The following is a 15,763-nucleotide window of genomic DNA, read 5'->3' as shown; positions in this document are numbered from 1 at the left end:
TTCCTTACCCGCACTGGCCCCGGTGGAGCAGCTTGTGGTCGGCCAGCACCAGCGCCATCATCGCTTCGACCACGGGCACGCCGCGGATGCCGACGCAGGGGTCGTGGCGGCCCTTGGTGAACATCTCGGTGGCCGAATAGGCGCCGGTCGCGGGATCGCGCGCCACGGTCGGCTGGGGGGTGAGGATCGAGCTGGTCGGCTTGAAGGCCACGCGGCACGTCACCGGCTGGCCGGTGGAGATGCCGCCTGCGATACCGCCTGCGTGGTTCGCCAGGAACTCGGGCGCACCGTCGGGGCCGGTCTCGAAGGAGGGCTGCATCGGGTCGGCGTTCTGCTCGCCCGAAAGGCGCGCAGCGGCGAATCCGTCGCCGATCTCGATGCCCTTCACCGCGTTGATGCCCATCATCGCGGCGGCAAGGTCGGCATCGAGCTTGCCGTAGAGCGGCGCGCCCCAACCGGCGGGAACGCCCGTGGCGACGCATTCCACCACCGCGCCCAGCGACGAGCCGCTCTTGCGCGCATCGTCGACCAGCACTTCCCAGCGCTTCGCCGCAGCGGCATCGGGGCAGAAGAACGGATTGTTGCCGATCTCGGCCGCGTCGAACTTGCCCGGATCGATCATGTCGCCGCCGATCTCGGAGACGTAGGCGAGGATCGTGACTTCGGGGATCACCAGCCGCGCCACCGCACCTGCAGCCACGCGGCTGGCGGTCTCGCGCGCCGAGGAGCGTCCGCCGCCGCGATAGTCGCGAAAGCCGTACTTGGCGTCATAGGCATAGTCGGCATGGCCGGGGCGATAGGCGCGCGCGACTTCGGAATAGTCCTTCGAGCGCTGATCGACGTTCTCGATCATCAGCGAAATCGGCGTGCCGGTGGTGCGCTGCACGCCGTCGGGCGCGGTGAACACGCCCGAGAGGATGCGCACCGCGTCGGGTTCCTTGCGCTGCGTGGTGAACTTTGACTGGCCGGGGCGGCGCGCGTCGAGGAACGGCTGGATCACGCTCTCGTCGATGGCGAGGCCCGGCGGGCACCCGTCGACGACCGCGCCGATCGCGGGACCATGGCTTTCGCCCCAGGTGGTGAACCGCAGCAGGCGGCCAAACGTATTGACGGACATGTCCGCGCCCTTGCATGGCCGCGCGCGAAAAGTCCATGGCCCGCGACGCGTCGATGCATCAGAGCGCGCAATCTTCGGCAAGCCGGAGGCGCGTGCGGCGTAACGCGCGTAATAGTGAGAGTGAGAGAACCCGCGATGTACCTCAACGTCTTCCGCAGCCGCAAGCGTGCCGACTATGACGCTGCCGCCTACACCGCCGACGCCGCGCGGATGATCGAACTGGCGCAGGCGCAGCCCGGCTTCCTTGCAGTGAAAAGCTATGCGGCGCCCGATGGCGAGACGGTGACGATTTCCGAATGGGAAAGCGAGGCCCACGCACAAGGCTGGGGCCGCCACCCCGAACACGCGCTGGTGCAGGGCCGGGGCCGTCTGGAATACTACGAGAGCTACACGATGTTCACGTGCGCCGAGCCCCGCGTGCAGCGATTTGGTGGGTGAGGGGGCATTGCGCCATTTTGTTCTTTCTGCCAGTCTTTTTAATGTCTGTTTTGGAGAGAAGGATGGCAGATGGAAAAGTGCGGTGCGTAATGACTGAAACCGTAGCCGGAAGGCGTGCTCGTCAAATGAGTATGATTTTGGCTCTGGCGGATTTGTTAGAGGCGCCTCCTCCCGGAATAGTCCACGACGTTGCGCTTCTGCCATTTGCCAAAAAGGATTTACTCCAAGCTCTTGAAGAGCAGATTGCTACAAATCCAGATAAAGGCGTTGTAGAGTTGTTTGGCGCGACTGCGGTTATTCTCGCGGGGTATCAGGAGGGAGTCGGAGCATCCCTCGTCCTGCCGTCACCGGAAGATTTTCAGATCAACAAAGACGATAATTCAAAGATAAGAGAGATGTTACAGGGTATTGACCATTATAAGATGCAAAAATTCTCAAATCTTGCAGATCGTGAAAGCGAAGAAATCTATAAGATGGTGCAGCAAGCGAAAGCTCGCAATCCTGCAATGCGTCCTAAAACTCTGTGGCAGCGTATCTTAGGTAGATAGTTATAGACTGATAATTAGCATCAGCGGAGCGGCATAAGAAGGCGACCCTCAGACTGCCACTGTCCTACAAGCCGCGCCTTGCGGTACACCTTTGTGCATGATCCCGATCCACAACATCCCGTCACAAGATGACAGTTTCGCCTGCTCCCAGATTAGGTGTTCTTCCCGCAAATCTGCGGTTTCGCCTTCCAAGGTGACACTTTCGCTCTGGACTGTGTAAACCGTGTCAACCTGAGGGGCGGATGCGGCCTCTCCCGATCGAAGGACGACCATGGATTTCTACGGCATTCCCAACTGCGACACGGTGAAGAAGGCGCGCAAGTGGCTGGAGGCCAAGGGCCTCGACTATGCGTTTCATGACTACAAGAAGGAAGGCGCCGACGCGGAGAAGCTGACGCGCTGGGTTGCCGCCGTGGGCTGGGAAAAGGTGCTCAACCGGGCGGGGACCACGTTCCGCAAGCTGCCCGAGGCGGACAAGGCCGACCTCGATGCGGGCAAGGCGATCGCCGTGATGCTCGCCCATCCCAGCTGCATCAAGCGCCCGGTGGTCGAATACCCCGGTGGCGTGCTGGTGGGCTTCAAGGAGCCTGAGTGGGAAGCGGCGCTGGGCTGATCGGGCGACAGGCTTTCACATGCAAACAGTGAACGAAATCAGCATCTCGTCGCCCCGGACCTGATCCGGGGCCCGGCTGTCTCCTGCGGTTGCCTCTCGCGGCTGGGGGCAGGAGCGCCATCCCGGATCGGGTCCGGGATGACGAGGGAAAGGCGGGACGCCGGGCCGGCGACCGCCCGCGCCTCAGCGCGCCTTGCGGGCGGTCACGATAAAGTTGAGCGAGAGGTCGTCCGAGAGGTGCAGGCCCTTGCTCGGGCGCCAGGCGATGCCCCTGGGCGTGCCGAGTTCGAGCCCGGCTTCGGCGGCGAGGTCAGCAAGCTCCTCGGGCGTCGGGAAGGCGCTCCAGTCATGCATGCCACGCGGCAGCTTGCCGAGGCGCTCGGCGGCCTCGACCAGCAGCAGGCGCGAGACGGCGGTGCGGTTGGGGCACGAGAGCACCATCAGCCCGTCGTCGGCGAGCGTGTCTGCCAGTGCCTTGAGGAACGCGGTCTTGTCGGCGACGTGCTCGATCACTTCGAGCGAGCAGACGAGGTCGTAGCCGGTGAGGCCGAGCGTGCTGATCTCGCCGTGGCGATAGTCGATGGCAAGGCCGCCCGCTGCGGCATGGGCGGCGGCGGCGGCGATGTTCTCGGCGGCGGCATCGACGCCGGTGACGGCAGCGCCAAGGCGGGCGAGCGGCTCGCACAGCAGCCCGGCGCCGCAGCCGACATCCAGCGCGCGGCGTCCGGCAAGCGGGCGGATACCTTGCGAATCGCTTGCGAAATGCGAATCGATCGCCTCGCGGATAAAGCCGAGGCGCACCGGGTTCAGCTTGTGGAGCATGCCCGAGGTGCCCTTCGGGTCCCACCACTCGGCAGCAAGGGCACCGAAACGCTCGGCTTCTTCGGGGCGGATGGTCGCCGGAGCGGCTGAGGTCGCTGCGGCGGAAGGTGTGGTTTCGGGCGCGACGTCAGAGGCAGTTGCATTGTCCATGAGTCCCCCCTAACAGCGCGCCCGAAACATATCCACATCGTGCGCTCATTCTGACGCACGATTCTGACTTTCGAGGGAGCAACGGCACCTTGGCACGTATCGTGATGAAATTCGGCGGCACTTCGATGGCCGGGACCGAGCGAATTCGGCGCGTGGCGGGTATCGTGAAACGCCAGCAGGAAGCCGGCCACGAAGTCGCGGTCGTGGTGTCCGCCATGGCGGGCGAGACAGACCGGATGGTCAACTTCTGCCGCGAGGCCAACGCGCTCTACGATCCGGCGGAATACGATGTCGTCGTCGCTTCGGGCGAGCAGGTGACATCGGGCCTGCTGGCGCTGACGCTGCAGGCGATGGGCTGCAAGGCGCGCTCGTGGCTGGGCTGGCAGGTGCCGATCAAGACCGACGATGCCCACGCCAAGGCGCGCATCGAGGAGATCGACGCCGAGGCCATGCTCGCCTCGATGGCGGCGGGCGAGATCGCGGTGATCCCCGGCTTCCAGGGCGTATCGCCCGAAGGCCGCGTGACCACGCTGGGCCGTGGCGGCTCTGACACCTCGGCTGTCGCCGTGGCGGCGGCGGTCAAGGCCGACCGCTGCGACATCTACACCGATGTCGACGGCGTCTACACCACCGACCCGCGCATCGTCGCCAAGGCGAAGAAGCTGCCGCTGGTGACGTATGAGGAAATGCTCGAACTGGCTTCGGTCGGCTCGAAGGTGCTGCAGACCCGCTCGGTCAGCCTGGCGATGAAGGAGAACGTGCGCGTTCAGGTGCTCTCCTCGTTCATCGACGAGAATGCGCCTGCCGCCGATACCCTGCCCGGAACGATGATCGTCAGCGACGAAGAACTTGAAGGAAGTGATATGGAACGCCAGCTGATCACCGGTATCGCCGCCGACAAGAACGAGGCGAAGGTCACTCTCACCCGCGTGCCCGACCGTCCGGGCGCGGTGGCATCGATCTTCACCCCGCTGGCCGAGGCGAACATCAACGTCGACATGATCATCCAGAACGTGGCGAAGGACAAGGGCGAGACCGACGTCACCTTCACCGCGCCGATGTCGGACCTCGTCCGCACGCTGGCGATCCTCGAAGAGCGCAAGGAGGCCATCGGCTTCTACCGCCTGATCTCGAACGACAACGTCGCCAAGATCTCGGTCGTCGGCGTCGGCATGCGCAGCCATGCAGGCGTTGCCAGCACGATGTTCAAGTCGCTTGCCGATCGCGGGATCAACATCCAGGCGATCTCGACCAGCGAGATCAAGGTCTCGGTGCTGATCGACGCCGACGAGACCGAACTGGCCGTGCGCGTGCTGCACACCGCCTACGGCCTCGACGCGACGGCCTGATCCGGGCGCTGCCTCTCGGCGGTCTGCTTTCCGGAGCGGGCGGCAGGGCACAGGCGGGATGCATGAAAAAAGCGGGGTGCCGATGCGCCCCGCTTTTTGTGTGTCTACGACGACTCCAGCCCGATCACGCGACGTCGGTATCGAAGTCCATGATATAGCCGAACGCGCGCACCGTGCGCGGGGAGTAAGGCACGCCGTGGCTCTTGAGCGTGGAGCGCAGGCGGCTCACCCAGACGTCCACCGTGCGCTCGTCGGTAACGTTCACGCTCTTGCCCAGCACGCCGATCAGCTGGCTGCGGGTGAACACCCGGTTCGGGTTCGCCGCGAAATGGGCCAGCAGGCGGAACTCGCCGGTCTTGAGCGTGATCGGCTTGCCGCGATAGCGGGTGGAATAGGCATCCACGTTCACCACCAGTTCGCCGATCTGCACGTTCTGGGTATCGTCGGTCGGCTGGATGCCGCGATAGGTGCGCATGCGCTCAACCAGCGCGCCGGGGGTGAGCGGGCCGAGCATGTAATCGTCGGCGCCCACCGCGATGGCGCGGGCCTGAAGCGCCGGATCGGCCTCGGGCAGCACCATCGAGATTCGCGCGCGGCGGGTAAGCGGCGATTCGCGCAGCAGCCGCACCAGTTGCAGGCCCGCCATCATCGGCAGTAGCCAGTCGACGAAGATCCAGGTGCCGTCATCCATCGAGGCGCCCAGCAGATCCTGAACGTCCACGACCTTGGCCTGAAGGTTGAGAAAGGCATCGTAAACCGAGGCGATATGATCGTCGGTTCCGGAGGTTAGCAAAATCTGGCCGAATTTCAGCATGGTGGTACGAATCCGAGAGAGACGTTTCTGGCCCATTGCGCGTCTGCAACAAAACGTAAGATGAACGTAGCAACTTGATGAGGAAACGACCGCGAATGTGACATGCATGTTGCGTAGTGGCGCAAACAGCGCAGGGGGCGCAGGGCGGATCAAGACCGCAGAAAACCGCGATTTCCCCGCGCATCAGGTTTGCCAGGGAGCGCCATTTCGTGAGGAATATTTCCGTTTATCTCGGCCTTTCGGCCTGTGCCTTCGCCCTTGCGGCATCGAATCCGGCCTTCGCGGCGGACAGCGCTGCCGGAACGGCTGCCGCCACTGCCGACACGGCCGCGACCGACGCGGCTGCTACTGACGGTACGGCTACCGGACCGGGGCTTGGCGAGATCGTCGTCACCGCCACCAAGCGCGAGACCGACCTTCAGAAGACGCCGATCTCGATGAGCGTGCTCAGCAATCAGGCGATGGCCGACCGCCACGTCCAGACGCTGATCAACCTTGCGGACGGCTCGATCCCGTCCTTGCGCATCGCCACCTTCGAGGCGCGCCAGTCGGCGCTGACGGTCGGCATTCGCGGCATCGTGCCCTACGACCAGAACCAGACCGCGCGCGATGCGGGCGTGGGCGTCTATGTCGATGGCGTCTATATCGGCAAGTCGCAGGGCTTGAACGCTGCCCTGTTCGACGTCGATCGCATCGAAGTGCTCAAGGGGCCGCAGGGCACGCTGTTCGGGCGTAACAGCGAGGGCGGTGCGCTCAGCATCGTCACCGCACAGCCGACCGGTGAGTTCGGCGGGCGCGTGGTTGCGGGCGTGGGCAACTACGGCAGCAAGAATGCCGAGATCCACCTCAACCTGCCCGAGTTCTACAACATCTCGATCAAGATGGACGGCGTCTACCAGCACCAGGACCCGACCGTGAAGGACCCGCTCGCAGGGTCGACCGGCTGGAACTATTACGACAAGAAGGGCGGCCGCATCCAGGCCAAGTGGGAGCCGTTCAAGGGGCTTTCGGCGACTTTCTCCTACGATCAGGCGGAAGACGACAACACCCCGATGTACAGCCAGCTGCTGAACTACAACCCGAACGGGTACAACGTCGGCACTTATGTCCAGACCGCCGCCGGAACCGATCCGGTGCTCTACTACAACGGCGCCAAGTGCAACGTCTCGAACGGTGCGGGCGGCGTCACCAACGCCTGTATCGCGCCCAAGGCCTCGGCTGTCGGTACGCATTCCAAGCGCCAGTCGGTCGCCGATGTCGGCGTGCCGCAGCAGCCCAGCGTCGACAAGACCCACGGCGTTTCGGCGCATGTGAACTGGGACGTCGCCCCGCACCTCCAGCTGCGCTCGATCACTGCATGGCGCGGCGTTTCGACCGACCAGTACGACAACTCGGGCGGCCCCGAGCGCGTGCCGTACTCGCCCTCGTATGCGGGTGAGAACCTTGCCACGAGCAACTCGGGCAAGTTCAGCCGCTATTCGCTCTCGTTCCTGCGCCAGCACCAGTTCAGCCAGGAATTCCAGGGCGTCGGCTCGATCGGCTCGACCATCGATTACGTCTTCGGTGCCTATTACTATACCGAGCAGGCCTCCGAATACGCCGCGACGCCTTCGTCGAACCTGTGGAATTCGGACGGCACCGGCTACACGATCCTGAGCCCCAACGTTTCCGGCGCGGTGACGTCGAAGAACCAGGGCTGGCAGGACGGCTCGCAGTTCGTGACCCGCAACAGCTGGGCGACCGACCATAACTACGCCGTCTACGGTCAGGCGACCTGGACCCCGGCGGGCCTCGACATGCTGCACATCACCGGCGGTGGCCGCTGGACCAAGGATGACCGTCACGGCAACCTGACGATGGTCAACGGCATCGTCACCGACTTCAGCTTCAAGAACAATATCAGCCGCTTCGACCCGATGGTGAACATCGCCCTCGACGCGACGCAGGACATCCACCTCTACGCCAAGTACTCGTCGGGCTTCCGCGCCGGCGGTGCGGACGATCGTTCGCAGACCTTCGACGCCTTCGGTCCGGAGACGGTCAAGGCCTACGAAGTCGGCGCGAAGATGGACTTCCTCGACCATCACGCCCGCCTGAACCTGGCCGGATACATGATGGATCGCAAGAACACCCAGTTCGACTTCGACCTCTACGATACCGACCCGAGCAGCCCGACCTACAACTCGCACCTTGAAGAGGCGATCAACGCGCAGGGCACCAACCATATCCGCGGCATCGAGGCCGACCTGACGCTGGCACCGGTGCAGGGCCTGACGCTGAACGCATCCTATGCCTACACCTACTGGGACAAGCCGACGGCGACCAACCCGCTGACCGGCGTCACCCAGTCGCTGTACATCGTCTACACGCCGAAGAATGCGGCATCGGGCTCGGCGGATTACGTCCTGCCGGTGGGCGCGGGCGACACCAACCTGCGCTTCCACATCGATGCCAACTACGCCAGCAGCCAGTACAGCTTCGAGGCGGAGAGCACCAAGACCGACCCCAGCTTCATCGTCAACGCCCGCATCGCGCTGGCCGATATCCAGATGGGCCCCGGCGGCCAGAAGCTGACCGTCTCGGTATGGTCGCGCAACCTGTTCAACGAGCAGCACATCTACCGCCGCTCGGACGCGAACTCGGTGCCGACGCTGAGCTACAACGGTTCGACGCTGGCCTCGACCAGCTATGCCGGTGTGCTGGGTGACTACGGCAACTTCAACCCGCCGCGCACCTGGGGCCTGGAAGCGCAGGTCAACTTCTGATCTTTCATTCCTGCCTGTAGGTGGGAGTGACCCAAAGAGAAAGGCGCCGTCCCTTATGGGGCGGCGCCTTTTCGTTGTGCGGCGGGGACCCGCCTCGATCAGTCGGCGATCTCGGGCTCGGGCGAGAGATCCGGGTTCACGCTCATGCCAAGGGCAGCGGCAACGCCCGCGCCATAGGCCGGGTCGCAGCGCGTGCAGTTGTCGATGTGGCGCTGCTTGATGAAGTCCGGCGCATCGCCCATCGCGCGGGCGGTGTTGCCGAACAGGCGTTCCTGCTGGGCGGCATCCATCAGCTGGAACAGCGCGCGCGGCTGGCTGTAGTAGTCGTCGTCATCCTCGCGGAAATTCCAGAAGTCGGCATCGCCCGAAAGGCGCAAGGGCGGCTCGCGGAATTCGGGCTGGCCCTGCCACTGGCTGAACGAGTTCGGGTGGTAGTGCGGCAGCGAACCATAGTTGCCATCGACCCGGCCCTGCCCATCGCGGTGGTTGTTGAACACCGGGCAGCGCGCGGCGTTCACCGGGATCTGGTGATGGTTGACGCCAAGGCGGTAACGCTGCGCGTCCGAATAGGCGAACAGGCGCGCCTGCAGCATCTTGTCGGGCGAGACGCCGATACCGGGGACGAGGTTGGACGGCGAAAACGCGCTCTGCTCCACATCGGCGAAGAAGTTGTCCGAATTGCGGTTCAGCTCCATCATGCCAACCTCGATCAGCGGATAGGTCTTCTGCGACCACACCTTGGTCAGGTCGAAGGGATGGAAGCCGCAGGTCTCGGCCTCGGCCTCGTCCATGATCTGGACCATGACCTTCCACTTCGGGAATTCGCCGCGCTCGATCGCCTCGTAGAGGTCGCGCTGGTTGCTCTCGCGATCGGCGGCAACGACTTCGGCGGCTTCGGCGTCGGTCAGGTGCGCGTGGCCCTGCTGGGTCTTGAAGTGCCACTTCACCCAGAACCGCTCGCCCGCCTCGTTGTAGAACGAGTAGGTGTGGCTGGAGAAGCCGTCCATGTGGCGGTACGACTTGGGAATGCCGCGATCGCCCATCACGTACGTCACCTGGTGGAAGGCTTCGGGCAGCAGGGTCCAGAAGTCCCAGTTGTTCTGCGCGCTGCGCATGTTGGTGCGCGGATCGCGCTTCACCGCCTTGTTCAGATCGGCAAAGTGGCGCGGATCGCGCACGAAGAACACCGGCGTATTGTTGCCGACCATGTCCCAGTTGCCTTCCTCGGTGTAGAACTTCACCGCGAAGCCGCGAATGTCGCGCTCGGCATCGGCGGCGCCGCGCTCACCGGCTACGGTGGTGAAGCGGGCGAAAAGCTCGGTCTGCTTGCCGGGTTCGAGGAACTTCGCGCGGGTGTACTTCGCAACGTTGCCGGTCACGGTGAAGGTGCCGAACGCGCCCGAGCCCTTGGCGTGCATGCGCCGCTCAGGGATCACTTCGCGGTTGAGGTTGGCCAGCTTCTCCAGCAGCCACACGTCCTGCATCAGCAGGGGGCCGCGCGGCCCGGCGGTGTAGGAGTTGGAGTTGTCGACGACGGGCGCGCCGAACTGGGTGGTCAGCGGGGTGGCTCCGTCAACAGCGGGATGCGCGTACGGGCACTTACCGCCGCTGGAGTTCGATCCGGTCATGGCTGGGCTCCTTTGTCCTGCGGCCGCTTTCGTGCGCCGCGATTGTCTCTGTGTGCCCCAGTCTACTGGGCAGGGCATTATCGGAGAAGCTATACAAATGGCTTACTGTAATCGGCACAGGCGATCAGTATTGCCATGAGGCCTCCTTCTGCCGATCAAACGCACGGAGGCGGATGTAGTGCCGGGGCGAGGGCCGTCATTCGATAGATGTCGCAGGTGGAGGTCGCAGGTTTCGGCGCTTTCGCGGCTTGTGCGCGGCGATCCGGCAATCTATGGGGCCTCGCTTGATATTTTTGCGGGTAATTCTGGAGTTTCGATGACCGCCTACAGCAAGACTGCCGCGCTGATGGCGCGTGGACGTGAATTCCTCGGCAGCGAGACTGCCATCCTGTGCGGCGCGATGTCGTGGGTGTCGGAGCGCAACCTCGTCTCGGCGATCAGCAACGCGGGCGGCTTCGGCGTGATCGCCTGCGGGGCGATGACGCCCGAACTGCTCGATACCGAGATCGCCGCGACCAAGGCGCTGACCGCCAAGCCCTTCGGCGTCAACCTCATCACCATGCACCCGCAGCTGTTCGACCTGATCGCGGTCTGCGCCCGGCATGGCGTGACACATGTGGTGCTGGCGGGCGGCATTCCGCCCAAGGGCAGCGTCGAGGCGATCAAGGAATCGGGCGCCAAGGTGATCTGCTTCGCGCCCACGCTGGCGCTCGGCAAGAAGCTGCTGCGCTCGGGCGCGGACGCGCTGGTGATCGAGGGTTCAGAAGCAGGCGGCCACATCGGCCCGGTCTCGACCTCGGTGCTGGCGCAGGAAATCCTGCCGACGCTGGCCGCCGACAACCTCGTGTTCGTGGCAGGTGGCATCGGCCGTGGTGAGGCGATGGCGGGCTACCTCGAAATGGGCGCTGCCGGTGTGCAGCTGGGCACGCGCTTTGCCTGCGCCAGCGAATCGATCGCGCATGAAGCGTTCAAGAAGGCGTTCTTCCGCGCCTCGGCCCGCGATGCGATCGCTTCGGTGCAGGTCGATCCGCGCCTGCCGGTGATCCCGGTGCGCGCGCTCAAGAACAAGGGCACCGAGGAATTCACCGCCAAGCAGTTCGAAGTGGCCAAGCTGCTCGATGCGGGCGATGTGGACATGGGCGAGGCCCAGCTCCAGATCGAGCGCTTCTGGGCAGGCGCGCTGCGCCGCGCGGTGATCGACGGTGACGTCGAAGGCGGCTCGATCATGGCGGGCCAGTCGGTCGGCATGGTGACGAAGGAAGAGCCGGTCGCCGAGATCATGGCCGCGCTGATGGCCGAAAGCGAAGCGGCGCTGACCGCACGCTTGGTCGCCTGACACGATATCGAGGCCGGACGACAGGGGGAGACGGTGATGAACGAGACGATGGTTTTGGCGCTGTCCTGTGCGGATCGTCCGGGCATCGTCGCCGCCGTCACCGGCTACCTCGCGCAGCAAGGCTGCAATATCGTCGAGGCGCAGCAGTACGACGATCTGGCGGGCGGGCGCTTCTTCATGCGCGTCGCCTTTGCCACGGGCAGTGCCGAACGCGAGGCGATCCGCAGCGGCTTCACGGCCGTGGCGGACGCCTACGGCATGGACTGGTCGATGCTCGGGCGCGACCGTCCGCGCCGCGTCCTGCTGATGGTCAGCAAGTTCGACCACTGCCTTGTCGATCTGCTCTATCGCCGCCGAATCGGCGAATTTGCGATGGACGTGGTTGGCGTCGTCTCCAACCACCCGCGCGAGGCGCTGGGCGATCTTTCGTTGGGCAATATTCCCTTCCATCACCTGCCGGTGACGAAGGATACCAAGGCCGCGCAGGAAGCGCAGGTCCGGGCACTGGTGGACGAGACCGGCGCCGAACTGGTGGTGCTGGCGCGTTACATGCAGATTCTCTCGGACGAGATGGCGGCGTTTCTGTCGGGCCGCTGCATCAATATCCACCACTCGTTCCTGCCCGGCTTCAAGGGCGCCAAGCCCTATCACCAGGCCCACGCGCGCGGCGTGAAGATGATCGGCGCGACCGCGCACTACGTGACCGGCGATCTGGACGAAGGCCCGATCATCCATCAGGACGTCGAGCGGATCAGCCATGCCGACACGCCCAACGATCTGGTGCGCAAGGGCCGCGATATCGAACGCCGGGTGCTGGCCGAAGCGGTGCGCCTGCATCTGGAAGACCGCGTATTGCTCAACGGCGCGCGCACCGTGGTGTTTCGCGGCTAACTCTTCGCTGGGCTCTTGTCGGGCAAAGCCTCGCGCAAGCGTGCGGGTAGGCAGGGGTCAGGGGCATTGGCCCAGTCGACCGCATCGAATGAGACCATCGGTTTGCCGTCCAGCTCGGTCGAGGGCCCCTTGCCGGTGATCTGCGAGACATAGGTCTTGTTGTTGTCGAAGGCCGTGATCTGCCCGTTGGCCACTTTGGCTTCGTCCGGCGTGATTTCATCCTGCATCGTGCGCGATGAGCGGATCTGGCTGACCACACCGTCCTCGATCTGCGCGCGGCGGTAATAGGCGATGCCGCCCACGCTGCGGTCGATCGATTTGGCTGTCACGCCCCAGTGCATGTTGGGGATGCTCGGCATGCGCATGCGCGTGACCGAGCACGAAAACTCGCCCGGCTTGTTGGCGTAAGGGGCGCTCTGGTCCTGTTCCTTGGGGCGTTTGAGTTCGGCAGGCGCGTAGAATCCGCCGCCGGGCAGGTAGAACGTGTGATCGTCATCCTCCCAGTCCAGTTTGGCGGTGCCTACCGTGGTCATGGTGAGGGTGCCGTTGGCGGTGTCATACGACCAGTCGATGGTATCGGGCGTGATCCATCCGCCGCTCATACCGCGACGCATCGCCTCGACGGCGGCATCGTGCGGCATCGAGGATAGGCCCAGGCTGATGCCCAGTGCAGTATCGCCACGCGTGATCGAGACGATCCTGATCTTTGCGGGCTTGTCCACCCCGGCGCTGTCATCGATGTCCGTGAACGTCAGGTCCATCGGGAAGCGGGGGATGTGGTAGGGCAGGTGCGTCAGGTCCGTGCCCTGCGCGCTGACCGGCAGGAACTGGCGATAAGGCACTTCGGCATCGGTGAGCAGGCGGTGCTCGCTCTGGCGCGTACCGTCGAGCCACAGGCGCTGGCCGTTCATCGTCAGGGTGACGACGACATGGTCGAACATCGCGGGGCTGGGCAGGTGCTCGTCGATCCCATCGCCCCCGCCGCTGTTGACGATGACGGCCTGCGCCTCAATGCCGAGGCCGTGCAGCAATGCCATCAGCAGCGCGGTCTTGCCCTTGCAGTCTCCGAAGCGACGCTCCCAGGTCTGGTCGGCGGGGGCGGGCGTATAGTTGCCGTCGTCCATGCCGGTATAAACGTAGCGCACCTTGTCCTGCACCAGCGCCAGCGCGGCAAGCGCCTGCGCGCGCGGATCCGAAGAGGCGGCGCGGATGCGATCGATTTCGGCATGGAGCGGCGAGGTGGCGGCGATGGTGGCGCTGCGCTCGAACAGCGGATACCAAGCGGCGGAGACATCCTGCCAGCGCGAGAAGTCCGAATATTCGATATAGCGTCCCGCCGCATAGCGCGCAGGCGCGCCGTCCGGGGCTACGAATTTGCCCGGATCGGTAAGCGTGGCGATGATGGAGCCGTCCGTTTTCGTCAGTGCCGGAGCGAGATCGGCGCTCGGTCGCAGGACGGGCTTTTCGCCTCCCGCCCACGAGACGCCCATGCGATAACGCCCCGGCGCCAGTGCCGAATTGAGCATGACGACATCGAACTGCCGATCGCCGAACACCGAGTTGCGACGCACCTGCGTCTGCACGAACTCGATTTCGTCGCCCACACGCAGGCCGGGGATCTGGAGGTTCGCGGTCAGCTCGCCGTTCAGCATGGCCTGTTCCAGCCCGCCCTCGCGCTGGAAGATCTGGAAGCGCGCGGTGTCGAGCACCGGGATCACCTGTCCGTCGCGATAGACTACGAGCCGGTTGACGGTGACTTGCGTGGTATCGGGATTCCACACCAGCGAGAGATTGCCGATCTGCAGCGCCTCGGGGCGCAGCAACCTGATCCGCGAGGCGGTATATGTGGTGACGGAGGTGGGGGTGACGCGCTGCTCGCTATCGCTCCACACAACGTGGACAGGGCTGTCACTCTCGCCAGCGTTTTCGCCGCCGGAGGTAGTTCCGGTGCCGGCGGGAGGCGGGGACACCCAGTCCGGCGCATTGCCGTAATGGACTTCGCGATTGGCCATCGTGGCTGTCGCTGTCTTGTCGGACGGTTTCGCCTTGGCCGCGGCCCCCGTCGGCGCAAGCATCATGGCCAGCGCCAGACACGATGCAACGCCAGCATATGCACTTTTCATCATCGCTTGCCCCCCATCGACCGGGCGGGAACGACCGACCGGTGATGCGATCGTATTCTTGTTCCGTCCCGGTGAATTTTCCAAGCGGTTTCAGGAAATTCATTGCGCGATCAGAGGACTTCCCCTCTTCCTCTCGCCTCTTACCCGCGCCTCGGCTAGCCTTGTATCGAGGAAACTGGAGGAGACTCGTGATGTGCGACGAATTCACGCTGGAATCGGAAGAGGCCAATCTCGCCCGGCGCGGGCTTGACCGTCGCGCATTCGCGGCCTTGAGCGCGGCAGGCGCCATGGGCGTAGCGCTGGCGGGCTGCTCCAGCAGCTTCGCGCAGACCGGCGATGCCGTGACCGAGGGCATGGTCTCGATCGCCATGGACACGGGCGTGTGCGATGCCTTCTTCGTCCATCCCGCCAAGGGTACGCATCCCGGTATCGTGCTGTGGCCCGACATCGCGGGGCTTCGCGATGCCTTCAAGGTCATGGCCCGCTCGCTCGCCTCGCAGGGCTTCGCGGTGCTGGCGGTGAACCACTATTACCGTTCCGGCCCCTCGCCGGTGATGGAGAGCTTTTCGGACTATCGCACGCCCGAGGGGCAGGCGAAGATCGCGCCGATGCGCGAACTGCTGACCCCGGCAGCGATCACGGCGGATGCGAAGCGCTATGTCGCCTTCCTTGATGCGCAGGGCGTGGTGGCGAAGGACCGCAAGATCGGCACCAGCGGCTATTGCATGGGCGGGCCGTTCACTGTGCGCACCGCAGCGGCCGTCCCGGCACGCGTTGGCGGCGCAGTCTCGCTCCACGGCGCCGGGCTGGTGACGCCCGCGCCCGACAGTCCGCACCGGCTGCTGACGCAGACCAAGGCGTCCTACCTCTTCGCCATCGCCCGCAACGACGATGCCAAGCAGCCCGACCAGAAGACGCAACTGCGCGCCGCCGCCGATGCTGCCGGGCGCCCGGCCGAGATCGAGGTCTATCCCGCGGACCACGGCTGGACCGTGCCCGACAGTCCCGCCTGGGACCCGGATGCGGCGGACAAGGCGTGGAAGCAGATGGTCGCGTTGTTCTCAAAGCTTTAAGAGGTTGTTTGAAAATTCGCGAAATGCGAATTTTGCGGCACCGGCCCTCTCCCCCACCCTGCCACCCGCAGGATAGACCGTTGGGTGGCAGGGTGG

Annotated in this window: 13 protein-coding genes; 8 read left to right on the top strand and 5 right to left on the bottom strand. The window is 64.7% G+C overall.

Features of this window, described 5'->3' with window-relative positions; genetic code table 11:
- Window positions 1-4: 4 nt before the first annotated feature.
- Window positions 5-1,117, bottom strand: a complete 1,113-nt coding sequence (gene aroC / locus CI805_RS14515) for a chorismate synthase (protein WP_260924750.1) — start codon at window positions 1,115-1,117, stop codon at window positions 5-7.
- Between the two features lie 135 nt (window positions 1,118-1,252).
- On the opposite strand from aroC, the gene CI805_RS14510 reads away from it, so the two are divergent.
- The 3 genes from CI805_RS14510 (at window position 1,253) to CI805_RS14500 (ending at window position 2,716) form a co-directional block, all read left to right on the top strand.
- Window positions 1,253-1,555 (top strand): antibiotic biosynthesis monooxygenase family protein, encoded by a 303-nt coding sequence (locus tag CI805_RS14510; RefSeq protein WP_260924748.1) that lies wholly within the window; start codon window positions 1,253-1,255, stop codon window positions 1,553-1,555.
- A gap of 89 nt (window positions 1,556-1,644) precedes the next feature.
- Window positions 1,645-2,103: a hypothetical protein gene (locus CI805_RS14505; RefSeq protein WP_260924746.1), complete on the top strand. Its 459-nt coding sequence runs from the start codon at window positions 1,645-1,647 to the stop codon at window positions 2,101-2,103.
- Between the two features lie 271 nt (window positions 2,104-2,374).
- On the top strand, window positions 2,375-2,716 hold the full coding sequence (locus CI805_RS14500) for an arsenate reductase (RefSeq protein WP_260924745.1): 342 nt from the start codon (window positions 2,375-2,377) through the stop codon (window positions 2,714-2,716).
- A gap of 183 nt (window positions 2,717-2,899) precedes the next feature.
- Here CI805_RS14500 and ubiG read toward each other — a convergent pair whose 3' ends face one another.
- The gene (ubiG, locus tag CI805_RS14495) at window positions 2,900-3,688 is read right to left on the bottom strand and encodes a bifunctional 2-polyprenyl-6-hydroxyphenol methylase/3-demethylubiquinol 3-O-methyltransferase UbiG (protein WP_260924743.1); all 789 of its coding nucleotides are present in this window, start codon (window positions 3,686-3,688) and stop codon (window positions 2,900-2,902) included.
- A gap of 89 nt (window positions 3,689-3,777) precedes the next feature.
- On the opposite strand from ubiG, the gene CI805_RS14490 reads away from it, so the two are divergent.
- Complete coding sequence (locus CI805_RS14490; protein ID WP_409934907.1) at window positions 3,778-5,037, top strand: aspartate kinase; 1,260 nt, start codon at window positions 3,778-3,780, stop codon at window positions 5,035-5,037.
- A 124-nt stretch (window positions 5,038-5,161) separates the two neighbouring features.
- Here CI805_RS14490 and CI805_RS14485 read toward each other — a convergent pair whose 3' ends face one another.
- The gene (locus tag CI805_RS14485) at window positions 5,162-5,851 is read right to left on the bottom strand and encodes a response regulator transcription factor (protein WP_260924741.1); all 690 of its coding nucleotides are present in this window, start codon (window positions 5,849-5,851) and stop codon (window positions 5,162-5,164) included.
- 209 nt (window positions 5,852-6,060) lie between these two features.
- Between CI805_RS14485 and CI805_RS14480 the strand changes: the two genes are divergently transcribed.
- Window positions 6,061-8,616 carry a TonB-dependent receptor gene (locus tag CI805_RS14480; protein WP_260924739.1) on the top strand — a complete coding sequence of 852 codons (2,556 nt, stop codon included), beginning with the start codon at window positions 6,061-6,063 and terminating at the stop codon, window positions 8,614-8,616.
- Window positions 8,617-8,714: 98 nt separating this feature from the next.
- On the opposite strand, the gene CI805_RS14475 is transcribed toward CI805_RS14480, so the two are convergent.
- Window positions 8,715-10,244, bottom strand: a complete 1,530-nt coding sequence (locus CI805_RS14475; RefSeq protein WP_260924737.1) for a catalase — start codon at window positions 10,242-10,244, stop codon at window positions 8,715-8,717.
- A gap of 316 nt (window positions 10,245-10,560) precedes the next feature.
- Here CI805_RS14475 and CI805_RS14470 point away from each other — a divergent pair, with 316 nt between their 5' ends.
- Together CI805_RS14470 and purU are read left to right on the top strand one after the other, a co-directional pair.
- Window positions 10,561-11,580 (top strand): NAD(P)H-dependent flavin oxidoreductase, encoded by a 1,020-nt coding sequence (locus tag CI805_RS14470; protein WP_260924735.1) that lies wholly within the window; start codon window positions 10,561-10,563, stop codon window positions 11,578-11,580.
- Between the two features lie 36 nt (window positions 11,581-11,616).
- The gene (gene purU, locus CI805_RS14465; protein WP_260924733.1) at window positions 11,617-12,471 is read left to right on the top strand and encodes a formyltetrahydrofolate deformylase; all 855 of its coding nucleotides are present in this window, start codon (window positions 11,617-11,619) and stop codon (window positions 12,469-12,471) included.
- Here purU and CI805_RS14460 read toward each other — a convergent pair.
- On the bottom strand, window positions 12,468-14,597 hold the full coding sequence (locus tag CI805_RS14460) for a DUF3857 and transglutaminase domain-containing protein (RefSeq protein ID WP_260924731.1): 2,130 nt from the start codon (window positions 14,595-14,597) through the stop codon (window positions 12,468-12,470). The genes purU and CI805_RS14460 overlap by 4 nt on opposite strands.
- A gap of 188 nt (window positions 14,598-14,785) precedes the next feature.
- Here CI805_RS14460 and CI805_RS14455 point away from each other — a divergent pair, with 188 nt between their 5' ends.
- Window positions 14,786-15,667: a dienelactone hydrolase family protein gene (locus CI805_RS14455; RefSeq protein WP_260924729.1), complete on the top strand. Its 882-nt coding sequence runs from the start codon at window positions 14,786-14,788 to the stop codon at window positions 15,665-15,667.
- Window positions 15,668-15,763: the final 96 nt, after the last annotated feature.

The organism is Novosphingobium sp. 9, from assembly GCF_025340265.1.
Classification (GTDB): domain Bacteria; phylum Pseudomonadota; class Alphaproteobacteria; order Sphingomonadales; family Sphingomonadaceae; genus Novosphingobium.
This window is presented reverse-complemented; position numbering and strand designations above follow the sequence as displayed.

Bases quoted from the DNA above. Each gene is read 5' to 3' on its own strand.
- CI805_RS14500 (WP_260924745.1), top strand. From the start codon at position 2,375: ATGGATTTCTACGGCATTCCCAACTGCGACACGGTGAAGAAGGCGCGC.
- CI805_RS14470 (WP_260924735.1), top strand. From the start codon at position 10,561: ATGACCGCCTACAGCAAGACTGCCGCGCTGATGGCGCGTGGACGTGAA.
- ubiG (WP_260924743.1), bottom strand. From the start codon at position 3,688: ATGGACAATGCAACTGCCTCTGACGTCGCGCCCGAAACCACACCTTCC.
- CI805_RS14475 (WP_260924737.1), bottom strand. From the start codon at position 10,244: ATGACCGGATCGAACTCCAGCGGCGGTAAGTGCCCGTACGCGCATCCC.
- CI805_RS14510 (WP_260924748.1), top strand. From the start codon at position 1,253: ATGTACCTCAACGTCTTCCGCAGCCGCAAGCGTGCCGACTATGACGCT.
- CI805_RS14485 (WP_260924741.1), bottom strand. From the start codon at position 5,851: ATGCTGAAATTCGGCCAGATTTTGCTAACCTCCGGAACCGACGATCAT.
- purU (WP_260924733.1), top strand. From the start codon at position 11,617: ATGAACGAGACGATGGTTTTGGCGCTGTCCTGTGCGGATCGTCCGGGC.
- CI805_RS14505 (WP_260924746.1), top strand. From the start codon at position 1,645: ATGACTGAAACCGTAGCCGGAAGGCGTGCTCGTCAAATGAGTATGATT.
- aroC (WP_260924750.1), bottom strand. From the start codon at position 1,117: ATGTCCGTCAATACGTTTGGCCGCCTGCTGCGGTTCACCACCTGGGGC.
- CI805_RS14460 (WP_260924731.1), bottom strand. From the start codon at position 14,597: ATGATGAAAAGTGCATATGCTGGCGTTGCATCGTGTCTGGCGCTGGCC.
- CI805_RS14455 (WP_260924729.1), top strand. From the start codon at position 14,786: ATGTGCGACGAATTCACGCTGGAATCGGAAGAGGCCAATCTCGCCCGG.